The 21,927-nt window shown below is 73.7% G+C and carries 16 protein-coding genes; 6 read left to right on the plus strand and 10 right to left on the minus strand.

The window, feature by feature from the left end; translation table 11 throughout:
- Nucleotides 1–31: 31 nt before the first annotated feature.
- The 3 genes from phoA to QRN23_RS12760 all read right to left on the minus strand — a co-directional run bounded on the left by phoA (nt 32) and on the right by QRN23_RS12760 (nt 6,412).
- Entirely contained in the window at nt 32–1,966 is a 1,935-nt protein-coding gene (gene phoA / locus QRN23_RS12750; RefSeq protein ID WP_285063724.1) for an alkaline phosphatase, read from the minus strand.
- 256 nt (nt 1,967–2,222) lie between these two features.
- Nucleotides 2,223–5,219, minus strand: a complete 2,997-nt coding sequence (locus tag QRN23_RS12755) for an AAA family ATPase (protein ID WP_285063725.1) — start codon at nt 5,217–5,219, stop codon at nt 2,223–2,225.
- Nucleotides 5,216–6,412 carry an exonuclease SbcCD subunit D gene (locus QRN23_RS12760; RefSeq protein ID WP_285063726.1) on the minus strand — a complete coding sequence of 399 codons (1,197 nt, stop codon included), beginning with the start codon at nt 6,410–6,412 and terminating at the stop codon, nt 5,216–5,218. Before QRN23_RS12760 ends, QRN23_RS12755 begins: the two co-directional genes overlap by 4 nt.
- A 205-nt stretch (nt 6,413–6,617) precedes the next feature.
- Between QRN23_RS12760 and QRN23_RS12765 the strand changes: the two genes are divergently transcribed.
- Entirely contained in the window at nt 6,618–7,829 is a 1,212-nt protein-coding gene (locus QRN23_RS12765; RefSeq protein WP_082460627.1) for a M20/M25/M40 family metallo-hydrolase, read from the plus strand.
- Nucleotides 7,830–7,990: 161 nt separating this feature from the next.
- Here the strand turns inward: QRN23_RS12765 and QRN23_RS12770 are convergent, their stop codons facing one another.
- The 3 genes from QRN23_RS12770 to QRN23_RS12780 all read right to left on the minus strand — a co-directional run bounded on the left by QRN23_RS12770 (nt 7,991) and on the right by QRN23_RS12780 (nt 11,763).
- Nucleotides 7,991–9,010, minus strand: a complete 1,020-nt coding sequence (locus QRN23_RS12770; protein WP_285063727.1) for a hypothetical protein — start codon at nt 9,008–9,010, stop codon at nt 7,991–7,993.
- Nucleotides 9,011–9,196: 186 nt separating this feature from the next.
- Nucleotides 9,197–10,096, minus strand: coding sequence for a methylisocitrate lyase (prpB, locus tag QRN23_RS12775; protein WP_056049418.1), 900 nt, complete (start codon nt 10,094–10,096; stop codon nt 9,197–9,199).
- Nucleotides 10,096–11,763 carry an MmgE/PrpD family protein gene (locus QRN23_RS12780; protein WP_285063728.1) on the minus strand — a complete coding sequence of 556 codons (1,668 nt, stop codon included), beginning with the start codon at nt 11,761–11,763 and terminating at the stop codon, nt 10,096–10,098. Before QRN23_RS12780 ends, prpB begins: the two co-directional genes overlap by 1 nt.
- Before the next feature lie 182 nt (nt 11,764–11,945).
- Here QRN23_RS12780 and QRN23_RS12785 point away from each other — a divergent pair, with 182 nt between their 5' ends.
- On the plus strand, nt 11,946–12,698 hold the full coding sequence (locus QRN23_RS12785; protein ID WP_285063729.1) for an Ltp family lipoprotein: 753 nt from the start codon (nt 11,946–11,948) through the stop codon (nt 12,696–12,698).
- 128 nt (nt 12,699–12,826) lie between these two features.
- A complete protein-coding gene (locus QRN23_RS12790; protein WP_285063730.1) occupies nt 12,827–13,504 on the plus strand; it encodes a hypothetical protein in 678 nt (225 codons plus the stop codon).
- Nucleotides 13,505–13,647: 143 nt separating this feature from the next.
- Here QRN23_RS12790 and QRN23_RS12795 read toward each other — a convergent pair whose 3' ends face one another.
- From QRN23_RS12795 to QRN23_RS12805, 3 genes are all read right to left on the minus strand, one after another.
- Nucleotides 13,648–14,598: an acetamidase/formamidase family protein gene (locus QRN23_RS12795; RefSeq protein ID WP_123572045.1), complete on the minus strand. Its 951-nt coding sequence runs from the start codon at nt 14,596–14,598 to the stop codon at nt 13,648–13,650.
- A complete protein-coding gene (locus tag QRN23_RS12800) occupies nt 14,595–16,049 on the minus strand; it encodes an APC family permease (protein ID WP_056049559.1) in 1,455 nt (484 codons plus the stop codon). The genes QRN23_RS12795 and QRN23_RS12800 overlap by 4 nt, the downstream gene beginning before the upstream one ends.
- 161 nt (nt 16,050–16,210) lie before the next feature.
- On the minus strand, nt 16,211–17,137 hold the full coding sequence (locus tag QRN23_RS12805) for a proline iminopeptidase-family hydrolase (protein ID WP_285063731.1): 927 nt from the start codon (nt 17,135–17,137) through the stop codon (nt 16,211–16,213).
- Between the two features lie 127 nt (nt 17,138–17,264).
- On the opposite strand from QRN23_RS12805, the gene QRN23_RS12810 reads away from it, so the two are divergent.
- The 3 genes from QRN23_RS12810 to QRN23_RS12820 all read left to right on the plus strand — a co-directional run bounded on the left by QRN23_RS12810 (nt 17,265) and on the right by QRN23_RS12820 (nt 20,767).
- Entirely contained in the window at nt 17,265–18,065 is an 801-nt protein-coding gene (locus QRN23_RS12810; protein WP_173151968.1) for a FadR/GntR family transcriptional regulator, read from the plus strand.
- 126 nt (nt 18,066–18,191) lie between these two features.
- Nucleotides 18,192–19,958 (plus strand): glycoside hydrolase family 13 protein, encoded by a 1,767-nt coding sequence (locus QRN23_RS12815; protein ID WP_285063733.1) that lies wholly within the window; start codon nt 18,192–18,194, stop codon nt 19,956–19,958.
- A gap of 140 nt (nt 19,959–20,098) precedes the next feature.
- Nucleotides 20,099–20,767 (plus strand): hypothetical protein, encoded by a 669-nt coding sequence (locus tag QRN23_RS12820; protein ID WP_148053730.1) that lies wholly within the window; start codon nt 20,099–20,101, stop codon nt 20,765–20,767.
- 135 nt (nt 20,768–20,902) lie between these two features.
- Here the strand turns inward: QRN23_RS12820 and QRN23_RS12825 are convergent, their stop codons facing one another.
- Complete coding sequence (locus QRN23_RS12825) at nt 20,903–21,862, minus strand: siderophore-interacting protein (protein ID WP_285063734.1); 960 nt, start codon at nt 21,860–21,862, stop codon at nt 20,903–20,905.
- Between the last annotated feature and the right edge of the window lie 65 nt (nt 21,863–21,927).

Below are 21,927 nucleotides of genomic sequence, written 5' to 3' on the forward strand. Positions count from 1 at the left end.
CGCGCCTCCCGTGTGTCGGGGCGGGGAACGCCTAGAGCTGCACGCCGTCCTGCACGGACGCCGCGCGGTGGCGACGACGCAGCACGAGGGCCGCACCGGTGCCGGCCAGCATCAGCGCGAGCAGCAGGGCGGGCAGGGCGTCGGAGCCGGTGAACGCGAGGGGCCCGCCCCCGTTGCCGGCCGTCCCCGCGCCTCCTGCGCTCGAGCCGTCAGCGGGGACCGCCGCGGGAGGGGTCGTCGGAGCCGGGGTGACGGCGCCTTCGACGACGGCGACGGTCGTCGCCAGCGTCGTGCCGCTCTGCGTGCCGGTCAGCGTGATCGTGTAGCTGCCGGGCTCGGTGGGGGCGGTGACGGTGTAGGTCGCGACGCCGTCGATCACGTCGGCGATGCCGAGGTCGGTCACCGTGCCGTCGACGTCGAGCGTGCCCGTGACCTGGCGGTCGCCGGCGAGGCCGGCGGTGCTGACCGGGAACTCGGCGCCGGGGGCGACCTCGGTCGGAGCCGAGATCGTCGCGTCGGTGCTGAGGCCGTCGAGGTCGCGGTCGAGCTGCAGGGCGTTGACGATGGTGAAGAAGTTGTCGGTCTGGTCGATCAGGCCGACGACGTTCGCGGCACCGGGGCCGTAACCCGCGACGCGCAACTGCGTGCCGGTGTGCTGCTGCGACCCGCCCGCCGCGGCGGTGCCGTAGGCGATCTTCATCGTGGTGCCGTCGACCGTCGTCAGCGCGGTGCTGAGCGTGGCGGGCGGCGTCGAGTCGACGATCTGGCTGGTGTGCGCGTGGTCCGCCGTGACGATGACCATCGTGTTGCCGTCGGCCTTCGCGAAGGCGAGGGCGGACTGGACGGCCTCGTCGAGGTCGAGGACCTCACCGATCTGACCGCAGGCGTCGGCGCTGTGGTCGCGCTTGTCGATCGAGGCACCCTCGACCTGCAGGAAGAAGCCCTGGTCACCGGTGTCGAGCAGGTCGATCGACTTCTCGGTCAGCGACTGCAGCGAGAGGCCGGTGGACAGGCGGGCCGGGTTCGGCAGGCAGGTCTGCGGGGCCAGGTCGGCCCCGCCGACGGTCGCCGTGGTGGCGGCGTACCGGGTCGGGAAGTTGCCGTCGGTGAAGGTGCCGAGCACGGGCTGCGCCTGGTCGGCGGTCGTCAGGGCGTCGAGGCCGGCCGCGTCGCGCACGACCTGGTAGCCACGGTCCTGCGCCTGGGCGAACAGGGTGTCGCCCTGCCACTGACCGGCACGGGCGGACTGGCCGAACGAGGTCGCGCCTCCGCCGAGGGTCAGGTCGGCACGGGTGCCGATGATCTGCTCGCTGATCGAGCCGAGGCCGCCCTGGTCGAGCGCGTCGGCGCCGCACTGGGTGACGCTGTCGGGGCCGTAGCAGCTGCGGGCGGCGACGTGCGCGGCCTGCACGGCCGGGGTGGCGTCCTGCAGCTCGGCGGTCGAGACGTTGCCGGTCTTCTTGCCGTTGGCCTTGGCGATCTCGAGCAGGGTGTCCTGCGGGACGCCGTCGACGTCGACCGAGATGGCGTTGTCGTAGGTCTTGGTGCCGGTGGCCCAGGCGGAGCCGGTCGCGGCGGAGTCCGGCACGTAGTCGGGCTTGCCCTTGTTCGCGCCGTCCCGGTAGACCGAGTACGTCGTGTACTGGCCGGTCAGGGGCAGGGCGTCGATGCCGGGCAGCGTTCCGCCGGCGCCGAAGGCGTAGTTGCGCGCCGACGTGATCTCGCTGTCGCCCATGCCGTCGCCGATCAGCAGGATGACGTTCTTGGCGGGGCCGGCCTCCACCGAGTCGAGCAGCAGCTGCGTGCTGTCGTCGATGCTGCGGGCGGCACCACCGTTCTGGGCGACGTTCGCGGGGGTGGCCGCGAACGCGGCGACGGGGCTGAGGGCGAGGGCGGCGGCGGCGGCCGTCGCGACGACCCCCGTCGTCAGGGCCGCACGCCGGCGGTTCGGGGTGTTCTTCGACACGGTTCTGCTCCTGTGATCGTGATCGTGATCCGGTCGCCACGCGACGGAGTCGCCGCGGGGCGGGGACCAGCAGACTCCTGCCGGGTGGCCGCCACGTGAACGAGGCCGTGCGCGCGGGTGAACACCCTCGGACGGGGGTCGCCCGCTCGGCTGGCACGCCCCGCCGCCCCGCCCAGCCGGCCCGCCGCGCTGCCCCGCCCCGCTGCCCTGCTCAGCCGACCCGTCCCGCTCAGCCGATCCGCGCTGCCCTGCCTGCTCAGCCGGCCGTCGAGCGGAGCACCGACGACCCGTCGGGGCGACGGCGCACCTCGACCCGGTCGGCGATGCGCTGCTTGAGCTCGTCGACGTGGCTGACGATGCCGATCACCCGCCCCGAGGCACTCAGGCGACCGAGCTCGCTCATGACGGCGTCGAGGGTCTCGGGGTCGAGCGAGCCGAACCCCTCGTCGACGAACAGGGTGCCGAGCTCGAGCCCGCCGGCCTCGGCCTGCACGACGTCGGCGAGGCCGAGGGCGAGGCTGAGCGAGGCGTAGAAGGTCTCACCGCCCGAGAAGCTGCCGGGGTCGCGGGTGGTGTCGGTGGTCGCGTCCCGGATGACGAGCGAGAGCCCCGTCTTGCGCGAGCGCGACCCGACCTCGCGCTCGTCGGACGAGGCGAGCTCGTACCGCCCGCTCGACATGACCGACAGCCGGACGTTCGCCGCCGCCACGACCTCGTCGAACCGGCGCAGCAGCACGTAGGTGCCGAGCGTCACGCCCTTGACGTTCTCGCCGGTCGAGGCGCTGGCGAGGTTCGCCATGCGCACCACCGCCCGGGCGTGCTCGACGGCGGCGTCGGCCGCGGCCGTCACGGCCTCGAGGGCGGCCAGGGCCTGGCGCGCCCGCTCGGCCCGGTCGCCGGTGCGCGTCGCGCGGTCGGTGACCTCGTCGAGCTCGGCCTCGACCAGGTCGAGGGCCTCGACGGCCGACGGGACGTCGGCCACCTCGTCGCCGGTCAGCACCGCGACCTCGGGCTCGACCAGCCCGGCCGCGACGATCGCCCGTTCGCGTTCGTGGGCCGAGACCCGCGCCTCGAGCGCGGCGAGGTCGCCTGCCTCGAGGGCGGCGTCGGCGACCTGGTCGACGTCGTCGAACCCGCTGCGCCCGAGCGCGGCCGCGAGCTCGGCACGTCGGACGGCCGCCGCGCCGGACGCCACGTCGGCGGCGTCGAGGAGGGTCAGGAGGCGCGTGTCGCGTTCGACCCCGTCACCGACCGCTGCGGTGAGCTCGGCGATGGTCGGGGCCCGACCGTCGAGCAGTCGCGCGATCTCGGCCTCGTCGTCGAGCAGGGCCCGCCGGTCGGCGGCCACGCGCTCCCGGCCGGTGGCGGCTCGCTCGCGGAGGTCGTCCCGCTCGGCCCGCAGCTCGTCGACCTCGCGGTCGTGGGCCACGAGCGCCGCCTCGGATGCCGCGAGGGCGGTACGGGCCCGGGTGGCCTCGGCCACGCGCAGGGCGAGCCGGGCCAGGTCGGACTCGACGTCGTCGCGGGTCAGGTCGCCCAGGGCGCGGCGGGCCTCCGCGGCCCGCCCCTCGGCGGTCGCGTGCCGTGCGGCGGACTCGCGCTGACGGGCCTCGGCCGCTCGGGACGTCCGCGACGCGGCCTCGACCTGGTCGTCGGTGGGGTGCTCGGTGCCGGGAGCCGCCGGGGCCGGATGCTCTCGCGAGCCGCACACGGGGCACGGGTCGCCGACGACCAGAGCCGCGGCCAGGTGACCCGCCATGCCCTCGATCTGCCGACGGCGGAGGCCCGCCTCGTCGTCGAGGGCCCGCAGTGCCGCCGCCGAGTCGTCGGCCAGTCGTGCGGACGCCGCGTCGACGGCCCGGCCGAGGGCGTCGAGGTCGTCGAGGTCACGCAGGCGGAGCCGCGCCTCGGCCGTCGCCTGCTCGGCGGCGACGAGGTCGGTCGAGGCGTCGGCCAGGGCGTCGCGCTCGACGACGAGCGACGCCCGCACGGCGGGGGCCGCGACGAGGTGCGCGTCGAGCTCCCGGCGCCGCTCGTCGGCATCCACCAGGGACTGCTCGGCCGCCTCGAGGGCGGTGCGGCGACCGGGCAGGGCCTTCTCGGTCCGGGCCGCCTCGGTCAGGAGGGCGAGTTCCGACAGTCGGGCGTCGCGACGGGCGGCGACGTCGGCTCGGAGCGGGGCCTCGCCGTTCGCCGCGGTCGTCTCGCCGTCCGCGACGACCCCGGCGGCCTCGGCCAGGCGTGACGCCGCATCACGCTCGGCCTCGGTCGCCCGCGTGACCGCGGCGAGGGCGTCGGTCACGGTCGCGGCCCGGGTCGCCGCGGCGACACGCGAGCGGACCGTGGCGATCTCGCCGTCGCCCTCGTCGAGGCGCGTCCGCCGGACAGTCAGGTCGGCTCGTCGGTCGAGTGCCGCCCCCAGCGCCCGCACGCGATCGAGGGACCGTCGTGCCGCGTCTCGGGCCTCGACCACCCGTGACCGCTGAGCCGACGCGGCGACGGCCTGGGCTTGGAGGTCACCGAGCAGGGCGACCCCGCCGTCGGCGGCCAGCCCCTCGTCGAGGGCCTCGGCCTCGAGGCCGCTCGCCTCGAGCAGTCTGGCTCGCGCCAGCTCGATGTCGCGGTCGGCGGCGGCCACGGCGGCGTTCGCGACCTTCCGCCGGTCGACGAGCTCGGCCGTGGTGCGCTCGTAGATCTCGGTGCCGAAGAGCGACTGCAGGACCTCTTTGCGCTTCTCGCCGGTCGAGCGGAGGAAGGCGGCGAACTCGCCCTGGGGCAGGACGACGGTCTGCACGAACTGCTGGCGCGTGAGCCCGAGGATGCGCGAGACCTCGGCGCCGGCCTCTTGCGTGCTGATCGAGACGATCTCGCCGTCGACGGCGTCGGGCGACGAGAGGCGCCACAGCTTGGCGGTCGCGTTCGCCGGCGTCGTGCCCGTGCCGCGTGCCTTCGGGCGGCGGTACGCGGGCGTGCGTCGGATGCGGTGCACGCCCGCGCCGTTCTCGAAGACGAGCTCGACGAAGGGCTCGACGTCGGGGGCGGCGTGGTGGCTGCGCAGGCGGTCGGGCGTCGAGGCCGAACCGGCGAGCCCGCCGTAGAGGGCGAAGACGATCGCGTCGATGATGGTCGACTTGCCCGAACCCGTCGGGCCCTCGAGCAGGAAGGTGCCCGAGGCGCCGAGCGCGGCGAAGTCGATGCTGTGCTCGCCCGCGTAGGGCCCGATGGCCCTCAGGGTCAGCCGGTGGAGGTTCATTCGCCGACCTCGCTCGCGAGTGCGGCCTCGTAGGCGCCGCGCACCACGGCGAGCTCGGTCTCGCTCGCCGCCCCGCCCGAGGCGAAGGCGACGAACTCGGCCGCCACCTCGATCGGGTCGGACTCGGCCGTCACGGCGGCGAGCGCCGAGGCCTCGACCGCTCCGACGGGCGTGTGGTGGATCGCGAGGGCGTGCGGGAAGTGCTCGGCCACCCGCGTGTAGAGCCGTTCGGGGTGCACCGGATCGGTGACGAAGACCCGGAGCCAGGCGTCGCGCAGGTCGTCGTGGCGCCCGTCGAGCAGGGCGTCGAGGGAGTCGGTCACCTCGGCCAGTCGTCGCGGGACGGGAGCCGGGACGAGCTCGACCGAGACCGAGCCGTCGGCGGCCAGCTCGAGGATCGTGGACGACTTGACCTGGTTCCGCTCGCCGAACGAGAAGGCCAGGGGCGAACCCGAGTAGCGCAGGCGACCGGACGGGCCGACGCGCTGGGCACCGTGCAGGTGGCCGAGGGCGACGTAGTCGACGCCCTCGAACGCGGCCGACGGCACGGAGTCGACGCCGCCCACCCGGATGTCGCGCTCGCTCTCGCTGCGCTCGGGCGTCGGGGCGCCGTCGGGCTCGCGGTCGGCTGCGGGCCCCGCCACGACGAACGCGTGCGCCACCACGACCGACCGGGTGCCGGGTCGCCCGGCGAGGTCGTCGCGCACCCGCTGCATCGCCGCACCCACGACGGCCGCGTGCGACCGGGGCAACGGCTCGTCGGCTCCCGCCGGTGCCAGGGACCTGCGGACGCTGTCGGGGTCGAGGTAGGGCAGCCCGTAGAAGGCGACCGGCCCCTCCGGGTCGTCGACGACGACGGGCTCGTCGAGCAGGTCGACCGACGCCCGCAGGTGCAGGCCCGGGCGCATCAGCTCGGCCGCGAACCCCAGACGCACCGCCGAGTCGTGGTTGCCCGGCGTGACGATCACGGTGGCGTGCTCGGTCAGGCCCGCGAGGGCCCGGCCGAGGAGGCGCACGCTGGGCACCGCGGGGACGGCCCGGTCGTACACGTCGCCCGCGACCACCACGACGTCGATCGACCGTTCGACCACGAGCCCCACCAGGTGGTCGACGAAGGCCTGCTGAGGCTCGTGCAGGTCGACCCCGTGCAGCGTGCGCCCCAGGTGCCAGTCGCTGGTGTGCAGGATGCGCACGGGGCCCCTCTCGTGGATGTCGCGGTCGGTGCGGCAACGGGTGCCGGAGTCGGTGCCCCCGACTGTATCGGGGGCCTCCGACAGAGCCGACCGCGCCTCCTCGGGTCCCGCGCCGCGCCTCCTCGGTCCGGCGCCGCGCCTCCTCGGGTCCCGCGCCGCGCCTCCCCACCGGTCGCCGCCCCGCCCACGGGAGTGAGATGGTCAGATGCCCGCACACCGTGGCGGGCCCGACGAGAGCGAGACCGTGAGCCACGACGCCCTGCAGCCCGACCAGGTCACCGCCCTCCGTCGCGAGGTCGAGGCCCGCCTCGACGCGATGGTGGCCGACCTGACGACCTACGCGAGCCTCGAGACGCCGTCCGACGACGTCGACCTGCTCGAGGCGGGGCTCCGCTGGATCGAGACCTGGCTCGGCGAGACCGTCGGCCCGCCGGCCGAGCGCCGGGTGCACGTCGTCGAGGGCTACGGCGACACGGTGACCCTCGACTACCCGTCGCCGTCGGGCTCGACCGAGTGGGTGTCGGCCCTGTGCCACTACGACACGGTCTGGTCCGAGGGGACGCTGGCCGGGTGGCCCGTCACGGTCGAGGGCGACCGCATGACCGGCCCGGGCGTCTTCGACATGAAGTCCGGGCTGATCCAGCTCGGCAACGCCCTCGCGATCGGCGACCGCCTGGGGCTGCCACGTCCGAACGTGCGCCTGCTGCTCAACGGCGACGAGGAGGTCGGCAGCATCGCCTCGCGTGAGGCGATCGAGCGCGAGGTCGGACGAGGAGGCGCGGTGTTCGTCTTCGAGTCGGCCGCCGACGGTGCCGTGAAGACCGCCCGCAAGGGCGTCGGCATCTTCGAGGTCGAGGCCTTCGGGGTCGAGGTGCACGCCGGCCTGCATCCGCGCTCCGGGGCGAGCGCCGTCGACGAGATCGCCCGCGTCGTCCTGGCCCTGCACGCCGCCGCCGACGTCGAGGCGGGCACCTCGCTGAACGTGGGAGTGCTGCAGGGCGGCACCCGCACCAACGTCAAGGCCGGCTACGCCCGCGCGATGGTCGACGTCCGCGTCACCTCGTCGACCGAGGCCGAGCGCATCGAGCGGGTCTTCGCCGGACTCGCGGCGCACGATCCCGCCGCGACGCTGAAGGTCACCGGCGGCTGGAACCGCCCGCCGATGGAGCGCTCGGTCGCGACCGGCGCGCTGTACGAACGCGCCGCCCGGGTCGCCACCTCGCTCGGCTTCGAGTTGCGCGAGGTGTCGGTCGGCGGCGCCAGCGACGGCAACTTCGCCGCCGCGCTGGGCCTGGCGGTGCTCGACGGGGTCGGCGGCGTCGGCGGCGGAGCGCACGCCCGACACGAGTGGATAAGCGTGCACGGCATGGTCGAGCGCACCGAGTTCGTCAGCGCCCTGTTCGCCGACCTCGCCTAGTCCGCCCCAACCAACCCCACCGCACCGCTTTGCAGTGCTTTGCACCGCTCTGCACCGCTCCGCACCGCCGAGTGGACACGACGCCGCCGCGCGACACGGCGCCTTGTCCACTCGGCGGTTCGCTGCCGCGGCGCCGACGACGCTGTGCGAATAGCGCACCCTCACGACCACGACGCCGAGGTGCGGCCCGACCGCAGCGGCACCCCGCCACGGCGCACGATCGCCGCCAGCCGTCGCGGATCGAGCGCGTCATCGATGTCACATCTCTCGATGCGTCGGACCCGCCCCGTGCCCAACAATCGAGCCTCGCGCTTCTTCTCACGGCGTACGACCTCGGCCGGGGACGAGCCCGCGAGCAAGCGAGGGTCCGAGTACTTGCCGAAACCGTCGAACTCGAGCACGAACCCGAACCCTTCGAAGAAGAAGTCGCATCGTCCGACGAATCCCCGGGCGTCGAAGAACTCCTCTTGCAGGATCGGCTGAGGCGCACCGAGCCGATGCAACGCGACTCGCACGAGCGACTCCCCGCCGTTCTCGGACAGGGGCGTGGCGAACGAGATCGCTCGCCCGAGTGCCAGCTCACCCCGCCGTCCGACCACGCCGTCGGCCATCGCCCCGAACCGGAGCCGGAACTCGTCACGCAGATCGTCGACTCGGGTGCGCATCTCGGCGGCTCTCGGAAGCCGACTCGTGACCAAGAGCCGACGACGCATCACGCCGTCGAGACAGAGGACGCCGTCGTCGAACCCGGATGACCTCGCGACGTCGAAGGCGGTGCGCAGCTCACTCGTGACCAGCAGGTCGCCCACCGACTCGATCTCGTCGTCCTCGAGACCGACCCCGTGCTTGACGAGGACCGGCGTGCACTGGGTCGAGGCCCGACGTCGGTCGATCACGTGCACCCGGCGCGGGTCGCCCTGGACGCTCGGCAGCCCGTGCACGGCGACGGCCGAGCCGTGGGACACGACGCAGTCGGCGGGGAGCGCGGACACGGCGGCCCGCACCCGGACGACGTGGCGACGCCAGGGCCTCAGTCGGCCCCAGTCCTCCGTCGCCACGTAGACGCCCCGTTGGACGCGCACGAGACGTCCCGCGGCGGCGTCGCGTCGCAGGGCGCGCGCCTCACGGGACTGCGCACCCGGCGTGGCGGAGAAGATCAGATCGGGGAGGTCGTCGTCCATCCCTCGATGCTCGCCCGTCGATCGGACCCGGCCGCGCCTCCAGAACTTCGCTGTGGACGACCGCCCGCCCACCGCGTCATGTCGACGAGACGACCTATGCGCACCGAGAACCGCCGAGTGGACAGCGCGCCGCCGCATGACGCGGCGCGCTGTCCACTCGGCGGCGTCCGGCACCGGCGCCCGACCTCAGCCCTCCAGCGTGAAGTCGTAGACGCCGGCGTCGAAGCGGGCGTAGCCGGGGTAGTCGATCAGCTCGTAGAGCTCGGCACGGGTCTGCATCGTCGGCACCTGCGAGTCGAGCGACCCGTCGGCCACGAGCGCGTCGAGCGCCCGGGACGCCGCACCCATCGCGGCACGCATCAGCGACACCGGGTGGATCACCATGCTCACGCCCACGTCGTGCAGTTGCTGGTGCGTGAAGAGGGCGCTCTTGCCGAACTCGGTCATGTTGGCGAGCACGGGCACGTCGAGCGCCGAGCAGATCGCCTCGAACTCGCCGAGGTCGGCCATCGCCTCGGCGAAGATCGCGTCGGCCCCCGCGTCGACCAGGGCCCGGGCCCGGTCGACCGCGGCCTCGAGCCCGTCGAGCGCCCGGACGTCCGTGCGCGCCATGATCACGAGCGACGGGTCGCGGCGCGCGTCGACCGCGGCCCGGATGCGACCGGCCGCCGTCGCCGCGTCCACCACCTGCTTGCCGTCGAGGTGGCCGCAGCGCTTGGGGTTGACCTGGTCCTCGACGTGCAGCCCGGCCACGCCGGCGGCCTCGAGCGCCTGGACGGTGCGGGCGACGTTCATCGGCTCGCCGAACCCGGTGTCGGCGTCGACGAGCACGGGCAGGTCGGTCATCGACGCGATCTGCCCGGCCCGCGTGGCGACCTCGGTGAGCGTGGTGAGGCCGATGTCGGGCAGCCCGAGCTCGTTGGCCATCACGGCGCCCGACACGTAGACGCCGTCGAAGCCCTTCTGCTCGATCAGGCGCGCGGTGAGCGGCGTGAACGCGCCGGGGAAGACCAGGGTGCGCTCGTCGGCCAGCCCGGCCCGGAACGCCGCGCGCTTGTCGGCAGGCGACACCGTCGAGTACAGCATCAGAAGAGCCCGCCCGGCTGGGCGGCGGCACCCGCGAGGGCGTCGGGAGCGACGATGCCCAGCTGCCGCACCTCGACCGCCGTCAACGAGGGGAGGCGCGTGGCCAGGTCGACGAACCGCTCGACCTCGGCGTCGGGCAGCACGCCCTCGGCCAGCGTGCGGAACTTGCGCACGTAGTCCTCGCGTCCGAAGGGCCGCGCCCCCAGGGGGTGTGCGTCGGCGACGGCGATCTCGTCGACGAGGGTCGTGCCGTCGACGAACTCGACCTCGATGCGGCCGCCGAACGCCTTCTCGGCGGGGTCGGTCGAGTGGTAGCGGGCCGTCCAGGCGGGGTCCTCCGCCGTGGTGATGCGCTGCCACAGCTCGACGGTGTCGGGACGCTGCGCCCGGGCCGGGGCGTAGCTGCGCTCGTGGTGCCATTCGCCGTCCTGCAGGGCGACGGCGACGATGTAGGGGATGGAGTGGTCGAGCGTCTCGCGGCTGGCCGTGGGGTCGTACTTCTGCGGGTCGCCGGCGCCCGAGCCGATCACGACGTGCGTGTGGTGGCTGGTGTGCAGCACGATGCGGCGCACCTGCGCCGGGTCGCGGAGGGCGGGGTGCGCGCGGCCGAGCCGCCGGGCGAGGTCGATCCAGGCCTGGGCCTGGTACTCGGCCGAGTGCTCCTTCGTGTACGTGTCGAGGATGCCCCGCTTGGACGCACCCGGCGCCGGCAGGGGCACGTCGTACGACGCCCCGGGTCCGTCGAGCAGCCAGGCGATCACGCCGTCCTCACCCTCGTAGATCGGGGCGGGGCTGCCCTGGCCGCGCATCGCGCGGTCGACGGCCTCGACCGCGGCCTTGCCGGCGTAGGCCGGGGCGTAGGCCTTCCACGACGAGATCGCGCCCTTCCGCGACTGCCGCGTGGCCGTCGTCGTGTGCAGCGCCTGCCCGATCGCCTGGTGCACCACCTCGGCCGAGAGCCCGAGCATCGTGCCCAGGCCGGCCGCGACCGACGGGCCGAGGTGGGCGACGTGGTCGATCTTGTGGGCGTGCAGGCTGATCGCCCGGACGAGGTCGACCTGCACCTCGTAGCCGGTCACGATGCCGCGCAGCAGGGCCGCACCGTCGAGTCCGCGGTGCTGTGCGACGGCGACCATCGCCGGGATGTTGTCGCCGGGGTGCGAGTACTCCGCCGCGAGGAACGTGTCGTGGAAGTCGAGTTCGCGCACGGCGACCCCGTTCGACCAGGCGGCCCACTCGGGCGAGACGGGGTGCTCGGGCGCGACGCCCGTGACCTGCGAGCCCGCGCCTCCGGTGGTCGGCGGATGCGCGAGCGCCTGGTCGCGCGCGACGGCGACCGGCGCGCGCAGCAGCGATGCGGCCGAGACGGCGGCGTTGTCGATCAGGCGGTTGATGACCATCTCGGTCACGTCGTCGTCGACGGGTGCGTCGTCGGTCGCGAGCGCGGCGAGGCGCCACGCGAGCTCGTCCTCGCGGGCCAACGGCTGGTCGCTGCGGTGCACCCGCACGGTGTGCACGACGAGGTCGGCGGTCGGGGCGGCCGGTCCGTCTCGACCGTCCGTGACCCCGGACGAGGAGGCGCGGGTCGCGTCGCTCCCGCCGCTCTCGTCGGTCGTCGCCCCGGCGTCGTGTGCGTGCTCGGACGCCTGCTCGTGCTGCGTGCCCATCGGCCACCCTCTCTGGTGGGGCGGGCGTCGTGCGGCCCGCCGTGCGCCGTCGTCGGTGACGGCCGTGTCGTTGACGACCAGTCTCGCACCCGGTCCGGGCGACGCACCTGGCGTCCCCCGGCCCGCCGACGCGCCCCGTTCGGGGGTGAACCCGTCTGTCCGCCACCTGGCAGGCTCGGAGCATGACCACCGAGAGCCCGCTGGGGGGCGGCTCCGACGAGCGACGCCCCTCCGCCGACCAGCCGACCACCTCCTACCCCGCGACGGGGACGTCGACCCCGCCGCCGCGACCGGGCCGCCCGATCGGGCTCGCGATCGCCGCCCTCGTCGTGGGCGTCGTCGCGTTCCTGCTCGGCCTCGTGCCCGTGGTGGGCACGATCGTCGGACTCGCCGCCGTGGTGCTCGGCATCATCGCGCTGCTGCGGCACCAGTCGAAGGTCATGGCGTGGATCGGCCTCGGCCTGGGAGCCGTCGCCACCATCGTGTCCATCGTCGTCGCCGTCGGCCTCGGCGCGGCGATCGACAGCGTGCAGCAGGACGACCCGGCCGTGACCGCCACCTCCGAGCCCGCCCCCGTCCGCACCTCGCCGACGCCTGCGCCCACCCCGTCGACCACGCCGTCGTCGGCGGCCGCCGACGTGCCGGCCGACCACTCGGAGGCCCTGGCGGACGCCGAGACCATCGCGAACGGCCTCGGCAGCAGCAAGCTCGAGACCTACGCGAAGCTCGTGGCCGGCGGCGCCTCCGAGGCCGCGGCGCAGTACGCGGTCGACACGGTCGACGCCGACTGGCAGGCCAACGCCGTCCGCAAGGCCAAGGCCTACGCGGCGGACGGCATGACGGGCGACGTGCTGCGCAACCAGCTCGTCAGCGAGTACGGCGAACAGTTCACCGCCGAGGAGGCCGACTACGCCCTGGCGCACCTCGACGACTGACGCCTCGTGACGCGATCGTGACCCTGGCCGGCCCGACCTCATCCTCTGGGACGAGTGCTCGGGCCGGACCGGTCTGTAGCGTCGAGAGCGACCGCCGGGGGACGACCGGAGGCCAGGAGGGCACGACCATGAGGAGCACGACCACGATGCGCACCGCCATCGGCACGGGGGCCACGGCCTGCCTGATCCTGGTGCTGACCGCAGGCTGCACGGGCGGCGCCGGCGACGCGACGCCGAGTCCGTCCGAGAGCTCGGCGACGCCGTCCTCGGCCACCGGCACGGCCACCGCCACGCCCGCCCCCACGCCCGCGCCCACCGAGACCGCAGGCCCGGTCGCCCTCCCGGTCGACTGCACCGACATCGTCGACCAGGCCACCTACGCCTCGACCTTCGGCGACATCCCGCTCAACCCGGTCGAGTTCGGCGGCTCGGGCACCAGCTCGGGCGTGGTCACGCCGACCACCCCGCCCGCGGGGGCCGGCGCTCGTGACGTCGTCGGGGCGGCGACCGAGCTGTCCTGCCTCTGGCGCGACCCGCGGGCCGACGTCTCGGGCATCTCGGTCGCGATGGGTCACCTCGAGCCCGCCGCCGGCGCCGCGGCCCTCGACGGTCTCGCCTCGCAGGGCTACACCTGCACCTCGGTCCACGAGGGGCGCAGCTGCCAGCTCGTGACGCCCGACCCGCTGTACCCGGTGGACCGCGCGCAGACCTACTGGCTGCGCGACGACGTCGTCGTCACCGTCGACCAGACGAACGTGCCGACGGACGACCTGATCGGCTCGATCGCGACGCGCCTCTTCGGCTGAATCCGCGCCTCCTGCACCTGTCGCACCGTGGACCGGACGTCGCACCGCCGAATTCGGCGGTGCGACGTCCAGTCGGCGGTGCGGCGCACGCGCGGCGCGCGCAGCGCACGCGCAGCGCACGCGCGGCGCACGCGCGACGGGCGCTACAGCACGTGCTTCGGCACGCGGTGCAGCGTGACCGCGCCGACGGCGTCGAACGGGTGCAGCGGGTCGGGGGCGACCGAGCCGGTCGGGCCCCCGAGCCTCGAGTGCCCCACGGCGCTGAGCACGGCGTAGGCGTCTCCGCGCGACCAGCCGTGGTCGTCCACGAGGAACGAGAAGGCGTCCTCGTACCCGCGGCGGATGCTCTCCTGCACCGGGTCGCCGAGGCCGACGAAGATCCAGTCGTCGGCGGTCTCGATGCGCGGCGCCCGCAGGCCGAGGCCCGGCACCAGGTCGATCGAGACGACCGCCGTGCCCTCGGCCTCGATGGCCACGAACGACGACTCGCCCTCGGCCATGATCGCGTGCACGTCGCCGATCGACAGGTACGCCCCCTCGACCATGACCGGGAGGTAGACCGTCGACCCGACCGTGTTCTCGGTGACGTCCATGTTGCCGCCCTGGGCGTACGCGGGCATGATCGTCGAGTTCTCGCCCTCGGCGGGCGCCGTGCCCATGCAGCCGATCATCGGGCGGGCCTCGAACACGTGCCGGTCGGTGACGTGCACCCCGTCGGAGTCGATCGGCACGCGGCGGGTGAACATCTCGTCGCCCATGACGTGCTGCAGGGCCCCGGAGCCGGGCAGGCTGACCGACCAGCCGTGCTCGATGAGTCGGATCTCGTGCACCGTGACGGCGAGCGCGTCGCCCGGCTTCGCGCCCTCGACGTAGACCGGCCCGGTGACCGGGTTGATCGGCACGGACAGCTTCGCGAGGTCGTGGTGTCGGTGCAGCTCGGCGTAGACCGCGTCGCTCGTCTCGAACCCGATGCGTTCGCCGGTGCCCGGCTCGATGCGCAGGGCCGGCGGCACCGTGGCCGTGAAACCGGGGCGACCGTGCTCCTTGCCGAGGAAGTGGTCGATCCCGTCGCGGGCGGCGTCCTCGGCGGTCATGCGTCGCGCCGTTCCGAGTCGGCCGCGGGCACCGACGTGACCGCCGGCTCGTCCGCACCCTGCCCGAGGGACGGCGCCGCGCCTCCTCGGCTGCGGTAGTAGAGGAACACGCCCGCGCCGAGCACCAGCCAGACGAGCCCGCCGATCTTGGCCTCGGGTGCCGCGTTGACCAGCACGTAGCCGATGATCAGGAACCCGACCACGGGCACGACGAGGTGCAGCAACCAGTTGCGCGACTTCTTCTTCACGACGTAGTGCACCACGACGGACACGTGCAGCAGCATGAAGCCGAACAGCGCCCCGAAGTTGACCAGCGACGAGATGACGTCGATCTGGCCGACGAAGAACAACACGAGCACGGCCGAGAGCGCGGACACGACGAGGATCGCGGCCTGCGGCACCTGACGCGTGTTGATCTTCGACAGGAACGCCGGCAGCTGCCCGTCGCGGCTCATCGAGAACAGCAGACGCGACGTCGCGGCCTGGGCGGCCATGGCGTTCGCGATGCCGACGGCCAACACGTTGACGACGAAGAACGCCGTCGCCCACCCGCTGTTCGACGCCTCGCGCACGAGGTCGAAGAAGGCGTTCCCGGCCTCGCCCTCGGGGAACGAGTCGCGGCCCCCGGCGAGCGCGCTGGCCAGCCAGGTCTGCAGGATGAAGCAGAACGCCACGATGAACAGCGCGATGATCATGGCCTTGCCGGCTCCGCCGCGCTTGCCGGTGCTCTCCTCGGCGAGGGTCGAGATGCCGTCGAAGCCGAGGAAGCTCAGCACGGCGATAGACAACGCCGAGGCGATCAGGGGGGCGGTGACCTTGCTGGAGTCCCAGATCGGGTCGGTCGTGAACTCGGCACCGGGGATCGTGCCGCCGTTGAGCGCCGTCACCGCGATGATGACGAAGATCACGATGAAGACGACCTCGATGGCGAGGAACACCCGGTTCATCAGCTTGATCGAGCTGATGCCGAGCAGGTTCACGGCGGTGTTGACGGCGACGAAGATCAGCGCCCACATCCAGCGGGCGGTGCCCGGGAAGATGCCGATCATCGACTCGGCGGCGAAGACGTAGAGCAGCGTCGGCACGAGCAGGTAGTCGAGCAGGATGGCCCAGCCGGCGAAGAACCCGGCCACGGGGTGGATGCCCCGCCCGACGTACGAGAAGACCGACCCGGCGAGCGGGATCGACTTCGCCATCTGCGCGTAGGCGAGCGCGGTGAAGATCATCGCGACGAGGCCCACCAGGTAGACCAGCGGCACCATGCCCGAGGAGGCGTTGTAGACGGTGCCGAAGATCGCCCAGGGCGCGATCGGCACCATGAAGATCAAGCCGTAGATGAGCAGGTCGACGGTCGAGACCGACCGCTTGAGTTCTTGCTTGTAGCCGTACTGCTCGAGCTGCTGCTGGTTGCTCAGCTCACCGCCGGAGGCGGCCTTCGTGGGCAGGGACATGGTGTGCTCTCTCGCTCGGGTGGGGATCGGGTCGGTGCGGGTGCGGATGCGGGTCGGGGGTGCGGGTGGGACGCGGATCGGTGCGGATCGGTGCGGGTCAGGGGTGCGGGAGGCGCGGGAGGCGCGGGCCGCGTCGGGTCAGGAGGCGCGGCCCGCGCCGGTCAGGAGGCGCGCCCGGCGTCGCGCAGCTCGTCGTGCGCCGTCAGGAACGGCGCGACGACGGCCCGGAACTCCTCGGGCTGTTCGAGGTGCGAGCAGTGGCTGGCACCGGCGAACACGTGCGACCGGACGTCGGCGATGCCGTCGACGAAGGGCTGCCAGGTGGCGGGCGTCGCCTCGTCGAACTCGCCCGCGACGACGAGGGTCGGCGTCGTGATCGCCGGCAGGCGGTCGACGACGGTCCAGTCGCGCAGCGTGCCGATGACGTGGAACTCGTTCGGCCCGTTCATCGTGTGGTAGACCGTCGGCTCGGCCTCCATCTGCTCCTCGCTGTCGACGAAGTCCTGCGGCATGGGCACCACGCGGCAGACGTGCCGCTCGTAGAACGCCTGGGTGGCGGCGAGGTACTCGGGGTCGGTGGTCGTGCCGTCCGCCTCGTGGCGTGCCAGCGCCTCCTGGGTGTCGGTCGGCAGCTGGTCGCGCAGCTCGGCGGCGCCCTCGACCCAGAGCTGCATGGACGCGGGCGAGTTGCAGATGGCCAGGCTCGCCAACCCGCCCGGTGTCGTCACGGCGATCTCGGCCCCGAGCATGCCGCCCCACGACTGGCCGAGCAGGTGGTACCGCTCGAGGCCGAGGTGCGCGACGAGGTTGGCGAACTCCGAGACGAAGAGGCTCGGTTGCCAGAAGTCGACGGGCGCGTCGGGCAGGTGGGTGCTGCGGCCGCAGCCGAGCTGGTCGTAGTGCACGACGGTGCGGCCGGTCTCGTCGGCGAGGGCCTCGAGGTTGCGCAGGTAGTCGTGGGCCATCCCCGGGCCGCCGTGCACCACGACGAGGGGCAGTGCACCCTCGCGCGGCTCGTCGGGCGTGGTGACCCGGTACCAGGTCTCGGCGTCGTGGAAGGCGGCGGTGCCGGTGGTGATCGTGGACATGCGGGTGAGCATGCACCCGGCTAAGGTCTCGCGACAAGACCTTTCGCGATGCCTTAATCTGCTCGTAACACGACGAGACCTCGACGGCTGCACGCACGACGGGTCGGCGAGCCGGGACGGGGACGCGATGGGCCAGGACGACAGCCGAGGAGGCGCGGGCGGCGCGCGCTCGGACGTCGCGGTCGACGGCGGCCTCGGTGGCGCCCTCGGGGCCCCTCTCGCCCCCACGACCCGGGTCGACGACCTCACCGACCGCCTCGTCACGGCCATCACCATCGGCGAGTACCTGCCCGGCTCGCGCCTCCCCGCCGAGCGCGACCTCGCCGCCTCGCTGCGGGTCGGCCGCATGACCGTGCGCGCCGCCCTGGCCCGACTCGTCGAGCAGGGGCTGATCGTGACTCAACGCGGGCGCGGCGGGGGCTCGTTCGTCCAGGCGCCGGCACCGGGTTCGGGCACCGACGTCGTGCGCCGCACGCTCGCCGCGCGCTGGTCCGACCTGCGCGACACGAGCGAGGCGATCAGCCGACTGCACGGCGTCGTCGCCGAGGCCGCGGCCGAGAACCGCACCCCGGACGACGTCGACCGGCTGCACGACCGGCTCGAGGGCTACCGCGGCGCGGCGTCGGGCCTCGCGTCGCAGAAGGCCGACGAGGCGCTGCACGTGGCGATCGCCGAGGCCGCCGGCAACGCCACGCTGCGCGGGGTGCTGTTCGACCTCGAGGCCCGCGTGAGCATCTCGGCGCCGGCGCACCTCTGGGGCGGGCCGGACGGCATGCGCGAGATGGAGCTGCGCGCCCTCGCCGACCACGAGGCACTCGTCGCCGCGATCTGCGACGGGCGTGCGGCGGACGCCGCGGCCATCGCCCGCGAGCACGTCAAGATCGACCTCGAGCTGCTCGAGCGCGAGCTCGGCCGCGCCGCGCCCTGACCCCGCACCCGCGCCTCCCCGCCTCCGTCCCCGCGCCTCCTGAGCCCCCGCGCCTCCTGAGCCCCCGATGCCCCTGGGGTCTCGGCGCCACGGCGCGGCCGAGGCCGGCCGTGACAGGCTGGGCGCGTGAGCGACTCGACGACGAACGACACCACCCCCACGACCGCGGGAGGCGCGGCGCACGACGCCCCGCCCGTCACCACCCCGCCCGCCTGGTGGACGACCGCGACGGTCTACCAGATCTACCCGCGCAGCTTCGCCGACTCGAACGGCGACGGGGTCGGCGACCTCGGCGGCATCCGGCAGCGGCTCGGCCACCTGCACGACCTCGGGGTCGACGTGATCTGGCTGTCGCCGATCTACCGCTCGCCCCAGGCCGACAACGGGTACGACATCAGCGACTACGACGACGTCGACCCGCTGTTCGGCACGCTCGCCGAGTTCGACGCCCTGATGGACGAGGTGCACGCGCTCGGCATGAAGCTGGTCATGGACCTCGTCGTCAACCACACGAGCGACGAACACCCGTGGTTCGTCGAAGCCCGGTCGTCGCGCGACTCCCCGAAGCGCGACTGGTACCTCTGGCGCGACCCGCTGCCGTCGGGCGAGGGGACCGACGCCGCGGGCACGCCCGGGGCCGGCACCCACCCGACCGCCTGGCGCAGCGCCTTCAGCGGCCCGGCCTGGACCCTCGACGAGCCCACCGGCCAGTACTACCTGCACATGTTCGCGTCGAAGCAGCCCGACCTCAACTGGGAGAACCCCGACCTGCGCCGGGCCGTCTACGACATGATGAACCGCTGGCTCGACCGGGGCGTCGACGGGTTCCGCATGGACGTGATCAACCACATCGCGAAGGAGCCCTCGTCGCTGGCGCCCGGAGCCTCGCACTTCGTCATGGGCGGGCAGATCCACGACCACCTGCGCGAGATGCACCGCGAAGTCTTCGCCGACCGCACCGGCCGCGAGCTGATCACGGTGGGCGAGATGCCGGGGGTGACGGTCGACGACGCCCGGCTGTTCACGGCCGCCGACCGGCACGAGCTCGACATGGTGTTCCAGTTCGAGCACGTCGGCCTCGACCACGGACCGGCCTCGAAGTTCGACAACCTCCCGTTCGACCTCGTGGCGCTCAAGCGCTCGCTGTCGCGGTGGCAGGAGGGCCTCGCCGACCAGGGCTGGAACAGCCTCTACCTCGGCAACCACGACCAGCCTCGGTCGGTTTCGCGCTTCGGCGACGACGGCCGGTACCGGTTCGAGTCGGCGACGCTGCTCGCCACCGTGCTGCACCTGCACCGGGGCACGCCGTACGTCTACCAGGGCGACGAGATCGGCATGACGAACGCCGGGTTCACCGCGGTCGAGCAGTACCGCGACATCGAGTCGATCAACTGGTTCGACGAGTCGGTCGCGGCGGGGGCCGACCCCGAGGGCCTGCTCGAGGCGTTGCGCTTCCGCAGCCGCGACAACGCGCGCACCCCCGTGCCGTGGTCGGGAGGCGCGGCGGCGGGCTTCAGCACCGGCACCCCGTGGATCGAGGTGGTCGCGAACCACGACACCGTGAACGTCGACGCCGACCGTGCGGCGGGTGACCGCTCGGTGTTCGAGCACTACCGGCGGTTGATCGCGCTGCGGCACGAGTCGCCCGTGGTGGCGCTCGGGTCGTTCGAGCTGCTCGCTCCGGACGACGAGCGGCTCTACGCGTTCACCCGCACGCTCGGCGACGAGCAGCTGCTCGTGCTGGCGAACTGGTCGGGCGAGGCGTACGAGCTCGACCCGGCGCTCCACCCGGCGCTGCGGCGCCGGTCCGTGCCGCAGGTCGTGATCGGCAACGTGCCCGGCGGGGGCGGGCTGACGCTCGCGCCCTGGGAGGTGCGCGTCCTGCGGGGCTGACCCGCGCCTCCTCGGCTCCCCCGCGCCGCGCCGCGGGCTCGCATCGCACCGTCCGCTGAACGTCGCACCGCCGATGTTCGCGGTGCGACGTTCAGTCGACGGTGCGACTCGCGCCCCCGGGACGCGCTAGCGTCAGCGAGGTGAGCGATCCCGACGACGCGCCCGCGCCTCCCGACGACCCGGCACCCGCCGAACCGGCACCCACCGAGCTCCCGCACGGCTGGGTGCGCGTCGGCGAGCGCCGCTGGTGGTCGACGTGGGTCGGGGCGACGACCGCGTTCGCCTTCTTCGCGGCGATCCAGGCAGTCCAGTTCGTCTTCCGCATCGCCGAGATCAGCTTCCGGTGGGATCTCGCCCTGTTGGTGGCCGTCGGGGTGACGGTCGGGATCTTCGCGCTGATCACGGTGATCCGGAACGCCCGGGCCCCGCAGCCCTGGATCGACCTCGACTCCGGGCAGCTGCGCGCCGGCACCCGCCGCCCCGTCCCCCTGGCCAGGGTCGACCGTGCCGTCCTGACGACGGCCCCGGTCGGCAACGGCGGCCGCGTGCTCGTGCTCCGCCTGACCGCCAAGGAGGCGCGGGTCGACTTCATCCTGCGCGACCGGAAGGACGCGACCCTCGACCCGACCTCGACCGCCGTGTTGGCGGAGGCGCTGCGCCGCACCTCCGTCGCCATGCCGACCTCGATCCACGACCCGACCGGCCGGTTCGCGCGCTACAACTTCCCCGGCCACGTCGACCGCGACGACGCCGTCGCCCTCGTCGAGCACCCGCCCGCGGCCGGCGACCCGCTGCCCGCGGCCTGGTGACCGCGGCCTGGTGACCGGTTCGCCCTCGAGCGCCCTCGTCCGAGACCACGTCGCACCACCGTCGCGTCGTCGAACCACGCGAGAAGGTGGTTCCCCGACGCGACGGTGGTGCGACCTCGCCGACGGGTCCCGGACTCAGCGCTTCCAGTACCCCGAGAACGTGATGCGGTTCTTCGGCAGCCCTGCCGCGTGCAGGTGCCGCCGTCCGCCGGTCGCCAGCGCGGACTCGCCCACGACGTAGGCGTAGGCCCCCGGGTCGGCCGCCGACCGCGAGAGCAGCGCGGCGAGCGCCCCCTCCCCCGGCGCGGCACCCCCGGCACCCCGACCGTCTGCGTCGTCGTCGCCGCCGAGCGGCCGGCTGCCGGACCCCACTGCGCCGAGGGACCGGGCGTCGAGCTCGTCCCGCACCACCCACGTCACCTCGACGCCGTCGGGCGCGTCGAGTGGCCGCACGTCGGCCCGGGTCGGCACCTCCTGGATCACCGACCCCACGGAGGCGCGGTGCAGCGACCGCACGATGCCCTCCGTCCCCGGCAACCCGGTCTCGTCGGCGACCAGGTGGATCTCGGTCGCGTCGTCGGGGGCGTTGAAGAGCACGCCCTGGTCGAGCAGGCCGAGGGCGTCACCGGGGCGGGCGGCGCAGGCCCAGATCGCCGCGCCTCCTTCGAGTTCGCCGGACTCGCCGCGGTGCAGCACGAAGTCGATGTCGAGCTCGGCGCGCGAGGCCCCGGCCGCACCGGCCGCACCGGCACCCGCGCCGGCCGCCCCCACACCCGCACCGGCACCGGCCCGACCCGCCGGCCGGAACTCGCGCACCGTGTAGTTGGCGCAGTGCGGCCGCTCGGCCTCGGGGATCGCCAGGTACTGCGCGTACCAGAGCGACGTCGTCGCCCGCGGCAGCCGCAACGAGTCGCTGCCGGGCAGCGGCAGGAACAGCCGGAACCACTGGTCGAAGCCCATGTCGCCGAACTCGTGGAGGTCGTCGCCGACGACGGTGACGCGCTGGAAGCTCGGCGAGACGCGCTCCGAGCGCAGCACCTCGAGCCGGTGCACTCGGGGGTCGGCGGGCTTGACGGGCGGGCGGCGGGTCGACATAAGGTAAGGCTAACCTAACGAACCGCGGGCCGCATCCGACGTCGACGACCACGCCTCCGACGGGC

This window comes from Frigoribacterium sp. ME-P-080, assembly GCF_030209595.1.
Lineage (GTDB): Bacteria > Actinomycetota > Actinomycetes > Actinomycetales > Microbacteriaceae > Frigoribacterium.

What these genes read in the sequence shown, in the direction of transcription:
- QRN23_RS12755 (WP_285063725.1), bottom strand. Translation starts at nt 5,219, where the DNA reads ATGAACCTCCACCGGCTGACCCTGAGGGCCATCGGGCCCTACGCGGGC.
- QRN23_RS12765 (WP_082460627.1), top strand. Translation starts at nt 6,618, where the DNA reads ATGCCCGCACACCGTGGCGGGCCCGACGAGAGCGAGACCGTGAGCCAC.
- QRN23_RS12770 (WP_285063727.1), bottom strand. Translation starts at nt 9,010, where the DNA reads ATGGACGACGACCTCCCCGATCTGATCTTCTCCGCCACGCCGGGTGCG.
- prpB (WP_056049418.1), bottom strand. Translation starts at nt 10,096, where the DNA reads ATGCTGTACTCGACGGTGTCGCCTGCCGACAAGCGCGCGGCGTTCCGG.
- QRN23_RS12780 (WP_285063728.1), bottom strand. Translation starts at nt 11,763, where the DNA reads ATGGGCACGCAGCACGAGCAGGCGTCCGAGCACGCACACGACGCCGGG.
- QRN23_RS12785 (WP_285063729.1), top strand. Translation starts at nt 11,946, where the DNA reads ATGACCACCGAGAGCCCGCTGGGGGGCGGCTCCGACGAGCGACGCCCC.
- QRN23_RS12790 (WP_285063730.1), top strand. Translation starts at nt 12,827, where the DNA reads ATGAGGAGCACGACCACGATGCGCACCGCCATCGGCACGGGGGCCACG.
- QRN23_RS12795 (WP_123572045.1), bottom strand. Translation starts at nt 14,598, where the DNA reads ATGACCGCCGAGGACGCCGCCCGCGACGGGATCGACCACTTCCTCGGC.
- QRN23_RS12800 (WP_056049559.1), bottom strand. Translation starts at nt 16,049, where the DNA reads ATGTCCCTGCCCACGAAGGCCGCCTCCGGCGGTGAGCTGAGCAACCAG.
- QRN23_RS12805 (WP_285063731.1), bottom strand. Translation starts at nt 17,137, where the DNA reads ATGTCCACGATCACCACCGGCACCGCCGCCTTCCACGACGCCGAGACC.
- QRN23_RS12810 (WP_173151968.1), top strand. Translation starts at nt 17,265, where the DNA reads ATGGGCCAGGACGACAGCCGAGGAGGCGCGGGCGGCGCGCGCTCGGAC.
- QRN23_RS12825 (WP_285063734.1), bottom strand. Translation starts at nt 21,862, where the DNA reads ATGTCGACCCGCCGCCCGCCCGTCAAGCCCGCCGACCCCCGAGTGCAC.